Here is an 18,654-nt window from a genome sequence, read left to right on the forward strand (position 1 = left end):
ACCGCCCCGGCGCCCCCCGCCCCCCGCCCGCCCCAGTCGCCGGCCCGCCCGCCCACCAACTCGCCGGGCAAGGGGGGCCCCCCCCCCCCGGGGGGGGGGGGGGGGGCGGGGGCCCCCCCCCCACCGCCGCGTGATGTGCCGACAACGGCCGCGTGGCTCAGGACCGCGGCGGCATCGCCAGCTCGAACCACACGACCTTGCCGGTGCTCAGCCGCGTCGCGCCCCACCGCCGCGCCATCCGGTTGACCAGGTACAGCCCGCGCCCGCCCTCGTCGGACGGCCGGGCCTGCCGCAGCCGGGGCAGCTGCGGCACATCGTCCCCGACCTCGCAGCGCAGCACGTCCGTGCGCAGCAGACGCAGCGTCACCGGCCGCTCCGCGTACCGCACGGCGTTGGTGACCACCTCGCTGACCAGCAGCTCCACCGCGTCGGTCAGATCGTCCAGGTCCCACCGGGCCAGCGCCCGCCGCGCCAGCCGGCGTGCCTGCCCGGCCGTCTGCGCCTTGGGGTCCAGGAACCAGTAGGCGACATCGCTGGGCGCGATCCCCTCGAACCGGGCCGCCAGCAGCGCCACGTCGTCGTCCCGGTCGCCCGGGCCGAGCATGTCGAGCACCTCGTCGCACAGCGGCTCAAGCGGCGGCGGGTTGGGGCCGGTGAGCCGGGCGGTCGCCGTCAGGCGCTCGCGCAGCTGCTCGATCCCGGTCCACACATCGCGCATCCGCGATTCGACGAGACCGTCGGTGTAGAGCATGAGGGTGGCGCCCGCGGGCGCGTCCAGCTCGACCGCCTCGAAGTCGACGCCGCCGACCCCGATCGGTGCGCCGGGCGGCACCCGCAGCACCTCCGCGCGGCCGCCGCGGTGCAGCAGCAGGGGCGGCGGATGGCCCGCGTTGGCGACCACGATGCGGTGCGCGACCGGGTCGTAGACCGCGTACAGGCAGGTCGCCATGCGGTCCGTGCCAAGACGCTGGGCCTGCTCGTCGAGGTGGTGCAGCACCTCCTGCGGCGGCAGGTCGAGCCCGGCCAGGGTCTGCGCGGTGGTGCGCAGCTGACCCATGATCGCGGCCGAGGTCATGGAGTGGCCCATCACATCGCCGACCACCAGCGCGACGCGGTTGCCGGGCAGCGGGATCGCGTCGTACCAGTCGCCGCCGACCCGCGCCGTCTCGGCGGCCGGGAGGTAGCGGCTGGCCAGCCGCACACCCGTGGGCTGCGGCAGCGAGTCGGGCAGCATGGTGCGCTGCAGCTCGTCGGCGATGTACACCTCGCGGCCGTAGAGCACCGCCTTGTCGACGCCGAGCGCGGTGTGCGTGGCCAGCTGGGCGGCGACCAGCAGATCGTCCGGCTCGAACGGCGGCCGGTCCGGGCGGCGTACGAACACGGCGGCGCCGATCACCCGGCGCCGCCCCCGCAGCGGCGCCAGGACCGTGCGCTGGCCCGTGGCCACCGACGTGTGCTCACCGAGCAGTTCGGGCAGCGCGGCCCGGGCGGCCGAGGAGTCGCCGAAGACCGGCCGCACCCCGCGCAGCACCTCGTTCAGCGGGCCGCCCGCCTCCACCTCGCACAGCTCGGCCGCCGGGCCGCCGCCCACGGCGGGCGACAGGTCCGGCTGCGAGGGCAGCAGCGGCAGCCGCCCGCTCTCGGTGTCCGGGTCCAGCGGGATGCGGTCGGTACGGCGCAGCCGCAGCACGACCGGGCCGACCGGGCGCTCGTCGCCCACCGGCAGCGGGTCGCGCAGATAGACCAGGATCGCGTCGGCGAAGGTCGGCACGGTGGCCCGGCACAGGCCCAGCACGATCTCGTCCAGGTCGATGCCGCGCGCGATCCGGCGGGTCGCCGCGCCGACGAACCGCAGCCGGTCCCCGCTGCGGTCCCGCGCGGCGGCCGCCTCGGCGGCAAGCGGGCTGCCCGGCGGTGGTGTCGGTGGCGCCGCGGGCGCTCCGCCCTCGGGCGTGCGATAGCCGACCTCGGCCGCGGCCCGGGCGTCGCCCGCCTCGGCCGGCGGGTGCTCGCCCGCGGCAGGGCCGCGCCGGGCGGCTCTCCGGGCGTCACGGCCGCGCCGCCCGCCCGTGCCGTCGCTCCCCGCGGCCGGGGGTTCGGTGCCGGGGCCGGGATCGCCGTCCCGTCCCCCGGGGCGGTGTGCCGCGCCCCTGGCGGCATTGTGGTCCGCGTCCCACACAGGCTCGCCCTCCGGTGTGCCGTGCTCCGGCTGCGCCGGGTGCTCACTTACCGCGTCACTGGCCGAATCGCCGGCCGCCTGGCCCCGGCGGTCCGAGCCCGCCCCGCCCCGCCGCCCCGCCGTACCGCCACCGCGCTGCCCGGCCGTGCCGCCGTCGCGCCGCGCGGCCCCCTGGCCGCGGCCCCGGCGCCGGCCCTCGGCGGGCCGCCCCTCGGGCGTGGCCTGGCCGCGCGGGCGGGCCGCACCCGGCTCGGCGGCCGCGGAGCCGGGGTCCGCGGCCGGGCCCTGGCCCGAGTCCGGGCCGCTCGCCGGTCCGGCCGTGGGGAAGGCGGGACGTGGTCGCCCGCCGTCCGGCTCCTGGCCGGGGGCGGCGGCCCGTCGCACGGCGGTCCGCGGGTCCGGGACCGCGCCGTGCGCGTCCTCGGGCGAACCCGAGGCGGCGGCTTGGCTGGTGGCCTGCCGCTCGTTGTGGGAGGTGGGGTGCTCCGTCACGCGTGGGTTTCCATCCGTCCGGGGCCATGCGCCCTGTTCGTCCGGGCGCACCGAGTGTCAGACACGTCGTCGGCAGTGCAGATAGAGCTGGATCTCGGGTGGTACGTCCGTGCTGGCCGGGGCGTACGAGTGCGAGTCCTCCCCGGTGATCTCGAAGCCCGCGTCCTGCACGACCCGCCGCAGTTCTTCCCGCAGGTAACCGGATACCCGCACCGAGTTGCCCAGGAACGGGATCGCGAAGTCGTCCACGTCCGCCTCGACCATGGCCAGGGCCAGCAGGCCGCCGGGTCTCAGCAGCCCGCGCAGCGCCCGCAGGGCGTACGGGATCTCCGGGCGGGGCAGCATCAGCAGCGAGAAGAAGGCGACGACCGCGTCGAATTCGCCCAGGTCCCGCGATCCGCCGGGCCCGTAGCGGCCGCCGGAGCGCAGATCGACGATGTCCACCTGGTGGAAGGTGGCGGTCGGGACGTTGCTCCGGGCCAGCTTGAGCATGCCCGGGGAGATGTCGATGCCGACCAGCTCGTGTCCGGCGTCCACCAGCTGACGGGCCGTGGGAAGCCCCGTGCCGCAGCCGACGTCGAGCACCCGGGAGCCGGGCGTGAGGGCGTCGGCCAGCCATTGGCCGACCGCGAGCTGCCCGTCCTTGTGCGGGAACGCCTCGTCGTAGCGGTCGCCGATCGCGTCGAAGGCCTCCGCCTGTCCGCTGCGGTCCAGCGCCAGGCGGTCGAAGTCCTCGAACCCCTCGTAGTCGTCGGCGTAGTCGTCGCCGTCGCCGTCCGCGCTGTCCGTACCGCCTGTGCCGCCTGTGCCCGCTGGACCTTCCGGGCTTTCCGCCACCGTCACCGGCCCCCCGTCTCCCGCGCCGTGGACGTGCCGGCCTCCCTCACCGCTCACGTCTCCGCCCCCTCCTGTGACCGCGTCAGATGTCACGCCTCATTCGTGAGTTGCGCCGCTGTCTGGTTTTCACGAGTGCAGTCTTCCGGACGACGATCCTACGTTTGAAACACTGGGGCGCAGCAAGAGGTTCAGGACCTCGAGTGCGCCGACGTGCGATACCGGTCGGTACGGACAGCCGGCCGCCGCCAGTCCGCCGGCAGCGCGGGGACGGTCCACGCCGGGTCGGGACGCCAGTTCTCCCAGTCCTCCCGGAACGGCGCTCCCCAGGATTCGATGAGACCGACGGCGGCCCGGCCCGCGGCCCGTACGCGCTCGGCCTGCTCGGGGGTCATCAGGCCGACGCGCTGGGCCTCGCCGAACTCGTCCTCGTCCTTCCATTCCCAGCTGCGGTCCGGGTAGACCGCGATGTCCAGGAAGTGGTCCTCCGAGTCGATGCCGCCGCTCCAGCGCAGCCGCGGCTCCTCCAGGTTCACGTACCAGTTCTTGAACCGCCAGTCGTGCTCCCAGAACAGCCACACCGACCACGGCTCACCGGGCCGGGCGAGCTTGAGGACGCCGGTGCCCAGCCAGGTGGACAGCGCGGTGGTGCGCGGTTTGGTGTAGCGGGTGGACAGCGGCTCGTGGTGGACCGAGGTGCCGTCGGTGAGCTGCGGTTTGACGCAGGCGGTGCCGGGCGCGAGCCAGACGGCCAGCAGCTCGGCGGTGTCCCGGACGACGGTCACGGGGCGACAGATGTGGATGTTCGTCTCGGCGTTGGCGCGGTAGCGCCACAGAATGTGGTCCCCCGGCGCCCATCGAGCGGTGTCCGCCGTCCCCGTCGTCTCCACGATGTCCGCTGTCATGAGCAGATCTTAGGTGGGCCGGCGGCACCACGCCGTGACCTGTACCGCAACACCGCGTTACGGGTGGGTCATCCGCAACACGTCCAGCGCCTCGTCCAGCTGCTCCAGGGTCAGCAGCCCGCGCTCCACGTACCCCGACTCCAGGACCACCTCGCGGAGGGTCTTCCGCTCGGCCAGCGACCTCTTGGCCACCTTCGCCGCCTCCTCGTAGCCGATGTAGCGGTTGAGCGGGGTGACGACCGAGGGGGAGGACTCCGCGTACTCGCGGGCGCGCTCCACGTTGGCGGTGATCCCGTCGACCGTACGGTCCGCCAGCAGCCGGGAGGCGGCCGCCAGCAGCCGGACGGACTCCAGCAGGTTCTTGGCGATGACCGGGAGCATCACATTGAGCTCGAAGTTCCCGGCCGCCCCGGCCCAGGCCACGGTCGCGTCGTTCCCGGTGACCTGGGCGGCGACCATGAGCACCGCCTCGGGGATCACCGGGTTGACCTTCCCCGGCATGATCGAGGAGCCGGGCTGCAGATCGGGCAGGGCGATCTCGGCGAGCCCGGTGCGCGGCCCTGAGCTCATCCAGCGCAGATCGTTGGCGATCTTGGTGAGGGAGACCGCGAGGGTGCGCAGCTGGCCGGAGGTCTCCACCAGGCCGTCGCGCGCGCCCTGCGCCTCGAAGTGGTTGCGGGCCTCGGTGAGCGGCAGCCCGGTCGAGCGGGCCAGCTCGGCGATGACGGCGGCGGAGAAGCCGGGCGGGGTGTTGATGCCGGTGCCCACGGCGGTGCCGCCCAGCGGCAGTTCCGCCAGCCGGGGCAGCGCGGCGCGCAGCCGCTCGGCCCCGTAGCGGACCTGGGCGGCGTAGCCGCCGAACTCCTGGCCCAGCGTCACCGGCGTCGCGTCCATCAGGTGCGTACGGCCCGCCTTGACGACGTCCGCGAACTGGGCGGCCTTGCGCTCAAGCGCCGCCGCGAGGTGGTCGAGCGCCGGGATCAGATCGGCGGTGACGGCCGCGGTGGCCGCGATGTGGATGGAGGAGGGGAAGACGTCATTGGACGACTGGCTGGCGTTGACGTGGTCGTTGGGGTGGACGTCGCGCCCCAGGCGCTCGCTCGCGAGGGTGGCCAGCACCTCGTTCATGTTCATGTTGGAGGAGGTGCCCGAGCCGGTCTGGAAGACGTCGACGGGGAAGTGCTCGTCCCAGCGGCCCTCGGCGACCTGCGCCGCGGCGTCCGCGATCGCCTCCGCGACCTCGGCGTCGACCACGCCGAGCGAGGCGTTGACCGTGGCGGCAGCGGCCTTGATCCGCGCCAGCGCCTCGATGTGCGCGCGCTCCAGGCGCTGCCCGCTGACGGGGAAGTTCTCCACCGCCCGCTGGGTCTGGGCACGCCACTTGGCGTGCGCCGGCACCCGCACCTCACCCATCGAGTCGTGCTCGACGCGGTACTTCTCCTCGGACAACTTCTCGTCGGTCATGGAAGACCCACCTCCACCACGAACAGCATCCGCTCCGCCCGCCGTGTTCCCGCTTCCGCGCAGGTGATCGCGTGAGCCGGGTCACCGTACGGCCTTGGGCGCCGGCGTGCGGGGCGAGTCCACCTCGCCGGTGCGGCGCAGCTTCTGCCACGGCAGCAGGGCGCCGGACGCCGCGGTGACACACGAGTGCAGCAGCACCACATACATCAGCTGCCGGTAGGCGATCTGCTGCAGCGGCAGCGCCAGCAGCGGGCGGTACCGCTCGCCGTCCAGCCGGAAGGCGTACGCCGCGCCGAGCAGCTGCGCCAGCATCAGCGCCGACCACGCCAGCAGCGCCTTCACCGGGTCGATGAAGACCGCCCCGTACAGCGTGAACAGGTCGATCAGCGGTGCGCACAGCGGCGCGACCACCTGGAAGAGGACCACCAGCGGCATCCCGACCCGGCCGAAGCGCCCCGAGGGGCCGCGGTCGACCAGCGAGCGGCGGTGCTTCCACAGCGCCTGCATGGTGCCGTAGCTCCAGCGGTAGCGCTGCCGCCACAGCTGGCCGAGGGTGCCGGGCGCCTCGGTCCAGGCGCGGGCGCTGTCCTGGTAGACGACGCGCCAGCCGGCCCGGTGCAGGGCGATCGTGACGTCGGTGTCCTCGGCCAGGGTGTCGGCGCTCATACCGCCCACGTCCAGCAGGGCGCGGCGGCGGAAGGCGCCGATCGCGCCGGGGATGGTGGGCATGCAGCGCAGCAGGTCGTACATCCGCCGGTCGAGGTTGAAACCCATCACGTACTCGACGTGCTGCCAGGCGCCGATCAGCCCGGCGCGGTTGCCGACCTTGGCGTTGCCCGCGACCGCGCCGATGCCCGGGTCGGCGAAGGGGCGGATCAGCTCGCGCACGGTGCCGGGCTCGAAGACGGTGTCGCCGTCCATCATCACGATCAGGTCGAAGCGGGCCTCGGCGATGCCGCGGTTGAGGGCCGCGGCCTTGCCCGCGTTCTCCTGGCGCAGCACCCGTACGTTCGGCAGGTCCAGGGCCTGGGCGATATCGGCGGTGCCGTCGGTCGAGCCGTCGTCGACGACCAGGATCTCGATCGGATGGGTGCTGGCGGCCAGCGACCGCACCGTGTTGGCGATGCACTCCTTCTCGTTGTACGCGGGCACGATCACGCTCACCGGCTCGTCCACCGCCCGGCCCCAGGTGAAGCGGCGCCGGTCGCGGGCGCGCCGGTGCCACCAGGCCAGCACCACCATCATCAGCAGCCGGGCGAGCACCGCCAGGCCCACCACGGCCAGCAGCCAGGCCAGCCACGGCATGGCGATCTGCGTGAGCGCCGCCGCCCAGATCAGGGCCCGGCCCTGCCAGACGCGCGCCCCGTCGACCGGGTGGACGGCGGCTTCGGCGCCGAGCGCTCCGGTGACCGTGGTGAAGGTGTAGCCCTTGGCCTTCATCCGCTCGATGTACGTCCCCAGCGCACGGACGGTCCGCGAGCGGTCGCCGCCCGCGTCGTGGAAGAGCACGGCGGCGCCCTTCCCGGCCGCGGGGGTGGCGTTGCGGACGATCCGCTCGACCGTCGGGCGCTGCCAGTCCCGGCTGTCGACGTCGATGAACGCGCTGATGTAGCCCCGGTCGCCCAGATACCGCTGGACCGGCCAGGTCCGGTCGTCGAGCGCGCCGAGCGTCGAGGCGTACGGGGCGCGGAAGAGCGAGCTGTTGACGCCGGCCGCGCCGGCCAGGGCCAGCTGGGACTGCGCCAGCTCGCGGTCCACCCGGTCGCTGTCCTGGTAGGCGAGGTCGGCGTGGGTGAAGGTGTGCACGCCGATCTCATGGCCGTCGGCCCGGATCCGGCGCACCAGGGAGGGGTTGCGGACCACCATCTGGCCGAGCACGAAGAAGGTGCCCGGCACGTCGTGTTCGCGCAGCACCTTCAGGATCTTCGGCGTCCAGCGGGGGTCCGGGCCGTCGTCGAAGGTCAGCGCGATGGTCCGGGCCGGGATGCGGTGGCCGGTGGGCCTGCCGTGGTCGTCGAAGGTGAGCACCGGGCCGCCGGTGCGGACCCGGTGGGGGACGTCGTAGGCGTGGTACGAGCTGTGCACCCGGGCGTCGTTGCCGACCTCGGCGTGCAGATAGCCGTCCAGCAGCATCCCGCAGACCAGCGCGGCCAGCGTGGCCACGCCGAGCACCATGCGCAGCCGGGGGAGGGCGTGCCGCCCGGCGGCGGCCACCCGGGACACCGCGCGCCGGGACACCCGGCGGGACACCGGCCGGGAACGGGACCGGGCCCGGGCCTGGCCCTGGGCCTGGGTCTGCGGCGCCGCCGGGTGCCTGCGGCGGCGCGGGCGCGGCAGCCTCGGCTGCCTGCCGCCGCTCATCGCGCCTCGGCCCCCGTCCGGCGGTCGGCGTGGCCGCCGGCGTGCCGGTCGGCTCCGGCCCCGGCCGAGGGCGTACGGGCCGAGGGCTTGCCGGGGGAGGGCTTACGGGTCGGGGGGCGGCCGCGCCGGGCGTCCTTCGCGTCCCGGTCGGCCCGGTCGGCGGCGGCGCCGGGGGCCAGGGTGTCGGGGGCGACGGCGGTGCCGCCCGAGAAACCCGCTCCCAGGAGGGCCGTGTATCCGATGACCGCGGCCCCCGCGACCACGCCCGCCTGGCGCAGCAGGCGGGCACGGCGCCCGGAGAGGTCCACGAACACGGGCCCCGCCGTGGCGTCGTCCGCGGCGAGGAGGCGCGCCGGCGTGCGCTCGGCCACGTCTGACTGAGGGTCCATGAGCCAGAGGCTAATGCAGCAAATAGGATTTTCCGGATATAGGGAAACGGTGCGGTGTGTCATAGCTCATGACGGTTCGTTCGATGTGCGAGCTTGGAATGGCGGCCGAAGCGCCGCGGCGGGGGCGCCTCCCGGCGGGCCGGGGGAGCACAGGGCATCCGGCGGCCCGCGCCCGGCTTCCCGTACGGAAGGAGAGCACATCGCGTGAGGGCCATCTCCACCCTGCGCCTGGGCGGCTGCACCACCCTCGCCGCAGCGGTCTGCGCCGCCGTCGCCGTATGGGCCGGAGGAGAGCGGCCACCCCCGCGGCTCGCGTCCCCCACCGCGCACCCGCCCACACACTCACCCGCCCCCTCGCCCGCTCCCCGCCCCGAGGTCCCCTTGGTGCCGTACGTCAGCGCCTGGGCGGCCACCGGATACGACATGACCGCGGCCGCGGCGCGCGGCGTCAGGGAGTTCACGCTGGGGTTCGTCATCGCGGGCGGAGGCTGCGTCCCCGTCTGGGACGGCGGGATCCCGCTGGCCGACCGGACCCTGGCGGCCCGGATCGCCGCCGTGCGCCGGGCCGGGGGCGATGTACGGGTCTCCTTCGGCGGCGCTGCGGGGCGGGAGCTGGCCACGGCCTGCGCCGAGGTGCCCGAACTCGCCACCGCCTACGCCTCGGTGATCGACCGTTACGGCTTCACCAAGGCCGACTTCGACATCGAGGGCGCCACCCTCGCCGACCCCGTCTCCGCCACCCGCCGGGCGCGGGCCATCGCGCTGCTCCAGCGCGCCCGCCCCGGCCTTGAGGTCTCCTTCACCCTGCCCGCCATGCCCTACGGCCTGACCGACGACAGCAGCGCCCTGCTCGCGGACGCCAGGGCCCAGGGGGTCGACGTCTCGGGCGTGAACATCATGGCCATGAACTACGGCGGCGAGCACACCGGCGACATGGGCCGGTACGCCGTCCAGGCCGCCATCAACGCCCACGGCCGGATCCGCGGCGTCCTCGGCCTCTCCGAGGCCGACGCCTGGAAAACGCTGACCGTGACCCCGATGATCGGGGTCAACGACGTCTCCGGAGAGGTCTTCACGCTCGAGGACGCCGCCGGGCTCGCCCGGTTCGCCGCGGCCAAGGGGATCGGCCGGCTGTCCATGTGGTCCGCGGAGCGCGACCGCCCGTGCCCCGCGGGCGAGGGCGCCCCCGGGCCGGACCCCGCCTGCAGCGGTGTGGCCCAGCGCCCGGGGGCGTTCGAGGCGGTGCTGGCCGGCTGAGCGGACCCGGCCGGGCGGTGCGTCCGGGCGGCGCCGCGTCCGGGCGGCGCCGCGTCCGGCCGGGCGCGTGCGATCAGGCTCCCGGGCGGACCGGGATGCTGCTGACGAAGGGCTGGGACGGGCCCGGGTCGGTGAAGAAGTCGTTCCCCTTGTCGTCGACCACGACGAACGCCGGGAAGTCCTCGACCTCGATCTTCCAGACCGCCTCCATGCCCAGCTCCGCGTACTCCAGGGCCTCCACCTTCTTGATGCAGTCCTGGGCCAGCCGCGCCGCCGGGCCGCCGATCGAGCCGAGGTAGAAGCCGCCGTGCGCCTGGCAGGCATCGGTGACCTGCTTGGAGCGGTTCCCCTTGGCCAGCATGACGTACGAGCCGCCGGCCGCCTGGAACTGCTCCACGTACGCATCCATGCGGCCCGCCGTCGTCGGGCCGAAGGAGCCGGATGCGTAGCCCTCGGGGGTCTTGGCCGGGCCCGCGTAGTAGACGGCGTGGTCGCGCAGGTACTGCGGCATCTCCTCGCCCGCGTCCAGCCGCTCCTTGATCTTCGCGTGCGCGATGTCGCGGGCGACGACCAGCGGGCCGGTGAGCGAGAGCCGGGTCTTGACCGGGTACTTGGTCAGCTCCGCCCGGATCTCGTCCATCGGCCGGTTGAGGTCGATGCGCACCACGTCGTCGTCCGACAGGTGCTCGTCGGTGGTCTCCGGCAGGTACCGGGCCGGGTCGGTCTCCAGCTGCTCCAGGAAGACGCCCTCGGGCGTGATCTTCGCCAGCGCCTGGCGGTCGGCGGAGCAGGAGACCGCGATGGCCACCGGGCAGGAGGCGCCGTGGCGGGGCAGCCGGACCACCCGTACGTCATGGCAGAAGTACTTGCCGCCGAACTGCGCGCCGATCCCGATCCGCTGCGTCAGCTCGAAGACCTTCTCCTCCAGCTCCTTGTCGCGGAAGCCGTGACCGGTGGGGGAGCCCTCGGTGGGCAGCTCGTCCAGGTAGTGCGCCGAGGCGTACTTCGCGGTCTTCAGCGCGTACTCCGCGCTGGTGCCGCCGACCACGATCGCCAGGTGGTACGGCGGGCAGGCCGCGGTGCCCAGCGAGCGGATCTTCTCCTCCAGGAACTTCATCATCGAGGCCTCGTTGAGGACCGCCTTCGTCTCCTGGTAGAGGAAGGACTTGTTGGCCGAGCCGCCGCCCTTGGCCATGAAGAGGAACTTGTACGCGCCGCCGTCGGTCGCGTACAGCTCGATCTGGGCGGGCAGGTTGGAGCCGGTGTTCTTCTCCTCCCACATGGTCAGCGGGGCCATCTGGGAGTAGCGCAGATTGAGCTTGGTGTACGCGTCGTACACGCCGCGCGACAGGGCCTCCTCGTCGCCGCCCTCGGTCAGCACGTTCTGCCCTCGCTTGCCCATCACGATGGCCGTGCCGGTGTCCTGGCACATCGGGAGCACGCCCGCGGCCGCGATGTTGGCGTTCTTCAGCAGGTCAAGCGCGACGAAGCGGTCGTTGGGGCTGGCCTCGGGGTCGTCCAGGATGCGGCGCAGCTGGGCGAGGTGCGCGGGGCGCAGATAGTGCGAGATGTCGTGCATCGCCTCGGCCGCGAGCCTGCGCAGCGCCTCCGGCTCGACCTTGAGGAACGTACGCCCGCCGGCCTCGAAGGTGCTCACGCCCTCGGAGGTCACCAGGCGGTACGGCGTGGTGTCTTCACCAAGGGGCAGCAGGTCCGAATAGGCGAACGCTGGGTGGGCGGGCTGGGAGACAGGGGGCATGGCCTGGCCATTCCTCACTCGACGGGGCTACGGCTGACTTCGTCGACAGCGCACACCAGCGTAGAACGGGGCGGATGGGCCGGACCTGTGAGGTCGGGCATACGAACCCTTCGGCCGGCCGCGCCGGACTCCGTCCGCCGACTCGCCACGACCCCTAGTCGCGATACATCGCGACTGGGTACTCTGGCCGGGTGACTGAGCAGCAGCCGGTGCCTCTGACGAAAACCGACCCCGTGCCCGCGACGGTGCCCGCTCCCGCGCCCGTGTCCGCCGCGGAGCTGCGCGCCTCGGACGCGGACCGCGACCGGATCGCGGACATCCTGCGCGAGGCGCTGGCCGAGGGCAGGCTCGACCCCGAGGAGCACGCCGAGCGGATCGACGCGGTCTACCGGGCCAAGACCGTGGGTGAGCTGGACCCCTTGGTCCGCGATCTGCCCGCGGCCGCGGGGACCGGCCGCGCCGCCGCCCCGGTGCCGGTCCCGGGCGACCTGGGGCCGCGCGGGCCCCGTGCCCTCCCCGCCTCCGACAACCTGACGGCCGTCTTCGGTGGCGCGGTGCGCAGGGGCCGCTGGCGGGTCAGGCGCACCACCCATGCCTTCGCGCTGTTCGGCGGCGTCGAAATCGACCTGACCGAGGCGCTGTTCGAGCATCGGGAGGTCGTCATCAACGTCTGTGCCATCTTCGGCGGAGTCGAGATCAAGGTCCCCGAAAACGTGACGGTCAGCGGCAACGGCGGGGGCATTTTCGGCGGATTCGACATCAAGACGTATGAGGCGCCGGATCCGGAGGCCCCGGCCGTCGTGGTGCGGGGATTCGCTTTCTTCGGCGGTGCCGAGGTCAAACGCAAGCGCGGAAAACGCCTGAAGAACCTACGTTCATATTGAATTCTCGGCCGGGGCAACGGTGTGCATAAGCACGCGCACAGCGGGTAAGGCTTGGTGCATCGTCTCTCGTACGGCTGATGGGGGTGCTAAGGGGCCGTGCGGGCCAGGCGGGCAAGGGTGACCACCGGAGCCGTCGTCAGGAGTAGACCGTGCTGCAACCGCATCAGCCCCTGCTGGACGCCGCCGTGCCCCCGCAGCGCATCCCCGCTCGGGATCAGGCAGGCCCCTGGCACTCGGAGGCGGTGTGCCGCCGGGACGAGGCCGGGCTGTTCTTCGCGCCCTCGAAGGAGCCCACGGCTGCGCGGCTGTCGCGTGAGGAGGCCGCCAAGCGCGTCTGTGCGCGCTGCCCGGTCATGGTCGAGTGCCGCGAGCACGCCCTGCTGCAGCCGGAGCCGTACGGGGTGTGGGGCGGGCTGACGGCGGCCGAGCGCCGCGTCGTACTGGCCCGCCGGCGGCGCCGCGAGGCGGAGCTGCAGCGCGCCGTGCGGGTGGCGGCCGCCGGCTGACTCGCGAACGCCCCCGGGGCACCTCCCAGCTGGGGGAGAACCGAGCCATCAAAGGGGGGAGTCGGGCCCCGCCGGGGAGGAGGGGCCCGTCCGTAGGGACGTACCGGCGGTGCGGCTAGCGCGCGCGGTCGAAGTCGACCGAGGCGTAGGCGCGCAGCTTGGACAGCCGGTGGACCGAGTCGATCTGCCGGATGGTCCCCGACTTGGAGCGCATCACCAGCGACTGGGTGGTCGCGGTCTCCGCGCGGTACCGCACCCCGCGCAGCAGATCGCCGTCGGTGATGCCGGTGGCCACGAAGAACACGTTGTCGCCGCTGACCAGGTCGTCCGTCTCGAGCACCTGGTCGAGGTCATGGCCCGCGTCGATCGCGCGCTGCCGCTCCTCGTCGTCCTTGGGCCACAGCTGGGCCTGGATCGTGCCGCCCAGACACTTGATCGCGCAGGCCGCGATGATGCCCTCCGGCGTACCGCCGATGCCCAGCAGCAGATCCACGCCGGCGCCCTCGCGCGCCGCCATGATCGCACCGGCCACGTCACCGTCGGAGATGAACTTGATCCGGGCACCCGCCTCCCGGATCTCCTTGACGATGTTCTCGTGCCGGGGCCGGTCGAGCACGACCACCGTGACGTCCTCGGGGCTGGACCGCTTCGCCTTCGCGATCCGGCGGATGTTGACGCCCGGCGGCGCGGTGATGTCGACGAACTCGGCCGCCTCGGGACCGGTGGCCAGCTTGTTCATGTAGAACACCGCGGACGGGTCGAACATGGTGCCGCGCTCGGCGACGGCCAGGACGGACACCGCGTTCGCCATGCCCTTGGCGGTGAGCGTGGTGCCGTCCACCGGGTCCACGGCCACGTCGCACTCCGGGCCGGTCCCGTCTCCCACGCGCTCTCCGTTGAAGAGCATGGGCGCCTCGTCCTTCTCGCCTTCGCCGATCACCACGACACCGTTCATCGACACGGTGTGGACGAGGGAGCGCATGGCCTTCACGGCGGCGCCGTCGGCGCCGTTCTTGTCGCCGCGTCCCACCCAGCGACCGGAGGCCATGGCACCGGCCTCGGTGACCCGGACGAGCTCCAGGGCCAGGTTGCGGTCGGGGGCCTCGGGGCTGACTTCCAGCTGGGACGGCAGATGATGCTCGGTCATCGGATCGCACCTTTCTGTACGGCGACGGCCGGATGTGAGGGTGATTCGTGCTTTGTGGGTGAGCCGGGGACAGCCCCCCGAAAAGCACAGTATCCGCTGATTAGGAATGTGAGCAGAGGGCCCCACGCATGAGCACGACTGCCATGAGGGACGATAGGGGGCGTGGCAGGTATGCGAGGCAAAGAGACGGTGCGGGACATGGTGCTGTCGCTGGCGGCCATAGGCGTCGTCGCAGCGGGCATCTACGTCTTCGCCATTCCGCACGACGACAGCAAGAATCCGCTGAAGACGGTCGACTACAGGGTAGAGCTGATCACCGCCCGGCGCGCGGCGCCGTACCCGGTGGCAGCGCCGGAGGCCGGCAGCCTGCCCAAGGGCTGGCGCGCGACCTCGGTGACCTACGGGCCCGCGGCGTCGTCGCAGGCGGAGGGCACGGCCTGGCACCTCGGCTTCCTCACCCCGGAGGAGGACTACGTCGCGGTCGAGCAGAGCGACGCCAAGGCGGGGCCGTACATCGCCGATGTCACCCAGCAGGCGAAGAAGACGGACAAGACGCAGCGGATCGACGGCAAGGAGTGGGTCCGCTACGAGGGCGAGAAGTACGACGCGCTGGTGCGTACGGAGCCGGGCGTGACCACGGTGGTCACCGGCACGGCGTCGTTCGGACAGCTGACGGACATGGCTGCCGCGCTCGATGCGAGGAAGGGCTGAGCGCGACGGCCTTCCGGCCCGCCCGGGACGCTCGCGGGCCTCGGCCGAGCGGACCAGTACGACCATGACCGGCGGGGGCGACGGGTGCTCCCCCTCACAGCTCGCAGCAGCCCGAAGCGCGCGTGCCGCCCCCAGGCCCGCCGCCCGTCAGCTCCCGCCGTCCCCCTCGGCCCTCGTGTCACCTCGCGTCACCGCTCGTCCCCGTCCGCCCCGCCGTCGTCCCCCTCCGCCGTCTCGGCCAGCGCCGCGTCCAGCCGCGCCCGGGCGCCTTCCAGCCAGCGGCGGCAGACCTTCGCCAGCTCCTCGCCGCGCTCCCAGAGGGCAAGCGACTCCTCCAGGCTCGTCCCGCCAGCCTCCAGGCGGCGCACCACCTCCACCAGCTCGTCGCGCGCCTGCTCATAGCCGAGCGCGGAGGCGCCGGCCGGGTCCCCGGCCGCCTGCCCCGCCTCGGACTTCTCCGCCTTCACGTCCCTCTCCTGGGTCTTTGCCATGCCGCACAGCCTATTCAGAGGGGCTGACAACGGCGCGGACCGTGAATTCGCCCTCGGCGACCCGCGCCCTGAGCTCTTCGTCCGCGCTCACCTCGGCCGCCGCCCGGACCACCGACCCGTCCCCGCGCTGCAGCACCGCATAGCCGCGCCGCAGCGTCGCGGCGGGGGACAGGGCCACCACCCGGGCGTGGGTGTGCGTCAGCTCCGAGTCGGCCCGGTCCAGCAGATGCCCGAGACAGCGCCGACCGCGGTCGAGCAGCCCCGAGACCTGCTCGGCCCGCTCGTCCACCATGCGGTGCGGCTGCCGCATACAGGGCCGGGCCAGCGCGGCCGCGAGCCCCCGCTCCTCCCGGTCCAGCAGGCCGCGCACGCTGCGCAGCGCGCGCTCGCGCAGCTGCTGGATGCGCACCAGCTCCTCGCCCACGTCCGGCACGACCTTCTTGGCCGCGTCGGTGGGCGTGGAGGCGCGCAGATCGGCGACCAGGTCCAGCAGCGGCGAGTCCGGCTCGTGTCCGATCGCCGAGACCACCGGGGTGGCGCAGGCCGCCACGGCCCGCACCAGCTGCTCGTCGGAGAAGGGCAGCAGATCCTCCACGCTGCCGCCGCCGCGTGCCACGATGATCAGGTCCACCTCCGGCAGCGCGTCCAGCTCCTGGACCGCCTCGATCACCTGCGGCACGGCATGGACGCCCTGCACCGCGACATTGCGCACCTCGAAGCGGACCGCGGGCCAGCGCAGCCGCGCGTTCTCCAGGACGTCGCGCTCTGCGGCCGAGGCCCGCCCGCAGACCAGCCCTATCAGCTGCGGCAGGAACGGCAGCGGCTTCTTGCGGTCCGCCGCGAACAGCCCCTCCGCCGCCAGCGACTTCTTCAGCAGCTCCAGCCGGGCCAGCAGCTCCCCGACCCCGACCGGCCGGATCTCGGCGGCCCGCAGCGACAGCTGGCCGCGCGGCGCGTACCACTCCGGCTTGGCATGGACCACCACCCGCGCGCCCTCGGTGACCGTGTCCGCGACCTTGTCGAAGACGGCGCGGAAGCAGGTGACGGTGAGCGAGATGTCGTACGAGGGGTCGCGCAGCGTCAGGAACACCACCCCGGCGCCGGGGCGCCGGGACAGCTGGGTGATCTGCCCCTCGACCCACACCGCCCCGAGCCGGTCGATCCACCCCCCGATCAGCCGGGACACCTCGCCGACCGGGATCGGCGTCTCCGCGGATGTGTTGACAGCCATGTGCGCGAGCGTATCGGCCGCCACTGACAAAGCCCGGGGGTCAGGGCCCCCTACCATGGTGAACATGACTGCAACGACAGCCCGCCGGGTCCTGCTCGCGGCCCCCCGCGGTTACTGCGCCGGCGTGGACCGTGCCGTGATCGCCGTCGAGAAGGCCCTCGAGCAGTACGGGGCGCCGATCTACGTGCGCAAGGAGATCGTCCACAACAAATACGTCGTGCAGACCCTCCAGAAGAAGGGCGCGATCTTCGTCGACGAGACGGAGGAGGTGCCCGAGGGGTCCATCGTGATCTTCTCGGCCCACGGCGTCGCGCCGGTCGTCCACGAGGAGGCCAGACAGCGCCGGCTCGCCACCATCGACGCGACCTGCCCGCTGGTCACCAAGGTCCACAAGGAAGCCGTCCGGTTCGCCAAGGAGGACTACGACATCCTCCTGATCGGTCACGAGGGCCACGAGGAGGTCATCGGCACCAGCGGCGAGGCGCCGGACCACATCACCCTCGTCGACGGCCCGAAGGACGTGGAGAACGTCAGGGTCCGCGACGAGTCCAAAGTCGTCTGGCTGTCCCAGACCACGCTCTCCGTCGACGAGACGATGGAGACCGTGGACGCGCTCAAGGAGCGGTTCCCGGCGCTGGTCAGCCCGCCCAGCGACGACATCTGCTACGCCACGCAGAACCGCCAGACCGCGATCAAGCAGGTGGCCGCCGAGGCCGACCTCGTCATCGTCGTCGGCTCCAAGAACTCCTCCAACTCGGTGCGGCTGGTCGAGGTCGCCCTCGGCGCCGGCGCCAAGGCCGGTCATCTGGTCGACTTCGCCGGCGAGATCGACGAGGCCTGGCTGGAGGGCGTGTCGACGGTCGGCGTGACCTCGGGCGCCTCGGTGCCGGACGTGCTGGTCGAGGGCGTGCTCGAGTGGCTGGCCGAGCGTGGCTTCGGGGACGTGGAGGTCGTCCAGCCGATGCGGGAGAGCCTGACCTTCTCGCTGCCCAAGGAGCTGCGCCGCGACCTGAGGGCCGAGGCCGGGGCCGCGGTGGCGGGCACCACTTCCGCCGAGACCGTCTAGCCTTTCGATCATGGAATCGACGCATACCGCACCGCAGCAGCAGGCGCAGTCGCAGCCCGGGCCCGTCGCCCGCCCCGGCGACGCCATCGGCGTCCTGGGCGTGGACATCGGCGGCTCGGGCATCAAGGGCGCGCCGGTGGACCTGGTGCGCGGGGATCTGGCCGAGGAGCGCTTCAAGGTCCTCACGCCGCAGCCGTCCACGCCCGACGCGGTGGCGGAGAGCGTCAGGGAGGTCGTCGACTCCTTCGGCTGGTCCGGGCGGCCGGTCGGGGTGACCTTCCCGGGCGTGGTGACGAGCGGGGTGACGCGCACCGCCGCCAACGTCGACAAGAGCTGGATCGACGTCGACACGGCGGCGCTGCTCGGCGCGCGGCTGGGGTCGCCGGTCACGGTGGTCAACGACGCGGACGCGGCCGGCATCGCGGAGATGACCTTCGGCGCCGGGCGCGGCCGTACGGGCACGGTCATCCTGCTCACCTTCGGGACCGGCATCGGCAGCGCGGTCTTCACCGGCGGGCGCCTGGTGCCCAACACCGAGCTGGGCCATCTGGAGCTCGGCGGTCACGAGGCGGAGAAGCGGGCCTCGACCAAGGCCAAGGACGACCACAACCTGAGCTGGCACAGCTGGGCGCACCGGGTGCAGAAGTACCTCGCGCACGTGGAGATGCTGTTCTCGCCCGAGCTGTTCGTGATCGGCGGCGGGGTGAGCCGCAAGGCGTCGAAGTTCCTGCCGCTGATCGAGGGAATCAAGGCCGAGGTCGTGCCTGCGCAGCTGTTGAACAACGCGGGGATCGTGGGGGCCGCGATGGCTGCCCGGACCGCTCTGGCCGGTCCGGCCGCGACGGCTGATCGGGCCGCGATCCGCGACTCTGCTGCCGCTCCCACTGCTGCCGCTGGTTCCGCCGACTGACCAGGGCGCCCTTGCGCGCCAGGACGATCAGCGCGGTCAGCAGCGTCCCGGCGTAGAGCCAGCCGGCG

The 18,654-nt window shown here is 73.2% G+C and carries 16 protein-coding genes; 6 read left to right on the forward strand and 10 right to left on the reverse strand.

Annotated elements, in window-relative coordinates; genetic code table 11:
* Nucleotides 1-157 precede the first annotated feature (157 nt).
* From ACFZDL_RS38130 to ACFZDL_RS38155, 6 genes are all read right to left on the reverse strand, one after another.
* A complete protein-coding gene (locus tag ACFZDL_RS38130) occupies nucleotides 158-2,671 on the reverse strand; it encodes a SpoIIE family protein phosphatase (protein ID WP_353587421.1) in 2,514 nt (837 codons plus the stop codon).
* A 57-nt stretch (nucleotides 2,672-2,728) separates the two neighbouring features.
* The gene (locus tag ACFZDL_RS38135) at nucleotides 2,729-3,391 is read right to left on the reverse strand and encodes a class I SAM-dependent methyltransferase (RefSeq protein ID WP_353588117.1); all 663 of its coding nucleotides are present in this window, start codon (nucleotides 3,389-3,391) and stop codon (nucleotides 2,729-2,731) included.
* Nucleotides 3,392-3,696: 305 nt separating this feature from the next.
* Nucleotides 3,697-4,410 carry a DUF402 domain-containing protein gene (locus tag ACFZDL_RS38140; protein WP_353587419.1) on the reverse strand — a complete coding sequence of 238 codons (714 nt, stop codon included), beginning with the start codon at nucleotides 4,408-4,410 and terminating at the stop codon, nucleotides 3,697-3,699.
* Between the two features lie 57 nt (nucleotides 4,411-4,467).
* Nucleotides 4,468-5,874, reverse strand: coding sequence for a class II fumarate hydratase (locus tag ACFZDL_RS38145; protein ID WP_353587417.1), 1,407 nt, complete (start codon nucleotides 5,872-5,874; stop codon nucleotides 4,468-4,470).
* Between the two features lie 81 nt (nucleotides 5,875-5,955).
* Nucleotides 5,956-8,235 carry a glycosyltransferase gene (locus ACFZDL_RS38150; protein WP_391193531.1) on the reverse strand — a complete coding sequence of 760 codons (2,280 nt, stop codon included), beginning with the start codon at nucleotides 8,233-8,235 and terminating at the stop codon, nucleotides 5,956-5,958.
* A complete protein-coding gene (locus tag ACFZDL_RS38155) occupies nucleotides 8,232-8,624 on the reverse strand; it encodes a hypothetical protein (RefSeq protein ID WP_353587415.1) in 393 nt (130 codons plus the stop codon). The genes ACFZDL_RS38150 and ACFZDL_RS38155 overlap by 4 nt, the downstream gene beginning before the upstream one ends.
* 204 nt (nucleotides 8,625-8,828) lie before the next feature.
* On the opposite strand from ACFZDL_RS38155, the gene ACFZDL_RS38160 reads away from it, so the two are divergent.
* Nucleotides 8,829-9,881, forward strand: a complete 1,053-nt coding sequence (locus ACFZDL_RS38160) for a chitinase (protein WP_353587413.1) — start codon at nucleotides 8,829-8,831, stop codon at nucleotides 9,879-9,881.
* A gap of 73 nt (nucleotides 9,882-9,954) precedes the next feature.
* On the opposite strand, the gene ACFZDL_RS38165 is transcribed toward ACFZDL_RS38160, so the two are convergent.
* A complete protein-coding gene (locus tag ACFZDL_RS38165; protein WP_353587411.1) occupies nucleotides 9,955-11,640 on the reverse strand; it encodes a fumarate hydratase in 1,686 nt (561 codons plus the stop codon).
* Between the two features lie 191 nt (nucleotides 11,641-11,831).
* Here ACFZDL_RS38165 and ACFZDL_RS38170 point away from each other — a divergent pair, with 191 nt between their 5' ends.
* Nucleotides 11,832-12,524 carry a DUF1707 domain-containing protein gene (locus tag ACFZDL_RS38170; RefSeq protein ID WP_353587409.1) on the forward strand — a complete coding sequence of 231 codons (693 nt, stop codon included), beginning with the start codon at nucleotides 11,832-11,834 and terminating at the stop codon, nucleotides 12,522-12,524.
* Between the two features lie 149 nt (nucleotides 12,525-12,673).
* On the forward strand, nucleotides 12,674-13,030 hold the full coding sequence (locus tag ACFZDL_RS38175) for a WhiB family transcriptional regulator (RefSeq protein WP_014176756.1): 357 nt from the start codon (nucleotides 12,674-12,676) through the stop codon (nucleotides 13,028-13,030).
* Nucleotides 13,031-13,145: 115 nt separating this feature from the next.
* On the opposite strand, the gene glpX is transcribed toward ACFZDL_RS38175, so the two are convergent.
* Nucleotides 13,146-14,177 carry a class II fructose-bisphosphatase gene (gene glpX / locus ACFZDL_RS38180; RefSeq protein WP_353587407.1) on the reverse strand — a complete coding sequence of 344 codons (1,032 nt, stop codon included), beginning with the start codon at nucleotides 14,175-14,177 and terminating at the stop codon, nucleotides 13,146-13,148.
* Nucleotides 14,178-14,348: 171 nt separating this feature from the next.
* Between glpX and ACFZDL_RS38185 the strand changes: the two genes are divergently transcribed.
* Complete coding sequence (locus ACFZDL_RS38185) at nucleotides 14,349-14,888, forward strand: DUF4245 domain-containing protein (protein WP_353588114.1); 540 nt, start codon at nucleotides 14,349-14,351, stop codon at nucleotides 14,886-14,888.
* A 188-nt stretch (nucleotides 14,889-15,076) separates the two neighbouring features.
* Here the strand turns inward: ACFZDL_RS38185 and ACFZDL_RS38190 are convergent, their stop codons facing one another.
* Nucleotides 15,077-15,379, reverse strand: a complete 303-nt coding sequence (locus ACFZDL_RS38190; RefSeq protein WP_353587403.1) for an exodeoxyribonuclease VII small subunit — start codon at nucleotides 15,377-15,379, stop codon at nucleotides 15,077-15,079.
* 10 nt (nucleotides 15,380-15,389) lie between these two features.
* A complete protein-coding gene (gene xseA / locus ACFZDL_RS38195) occupies nucleotides 15,390-16,610 on the reverse strand; it encodes an exodeoxyribonuclease VII large subunit (RefSeq protein ID WP_353587401.1) in 1,221 nt (406 codons plus the stop codon).
* Between the two features lie 55 nt (nucleotides 16,611-16,665).
* Between xseA and ACFZDL_RS38200 the strand changes: the two genes are divergently transcribed.
* Nucleotides 16,666-17,676 carry a 4-hydroxy-3-methylbut-2-enyl diphosphate reductase gene (locus tag ACFZDL_RS38200; RefSeq protein ID WP_391193537.1) on the forward strand — a complete coding sequence of 337 codons (1,011 nt, stop codon included), beginning with the start codon at nucleotides 16,666-16,668 and terminating at the stop codon, nucleotides 17,674-17,676.
* 85 nt (nucleotides 17,677-17,761) lie between these two features.
* A complete protein-coding gene (gene ppgK, locus ACFZDL_RS38205) occupies nucleotides 17,762-18,586 on the forward strand; it encodes a polyphosphate--glucose phosphotransferase (protein ID WP_353588112.1) in 825 nt (274 codons plus the stop codon).
* Nucleotides 18,587-18,654 lie beyond the last annotated feature (68 nt).

This window comes from Streptomyces sp. NPDC007917, from assembly GCF_042959105.1.
GTDB lineage: Bacteria > Actinomycetota > Actinomycetes > Streptomycetales > Streptomycetaceae > Streptomyces.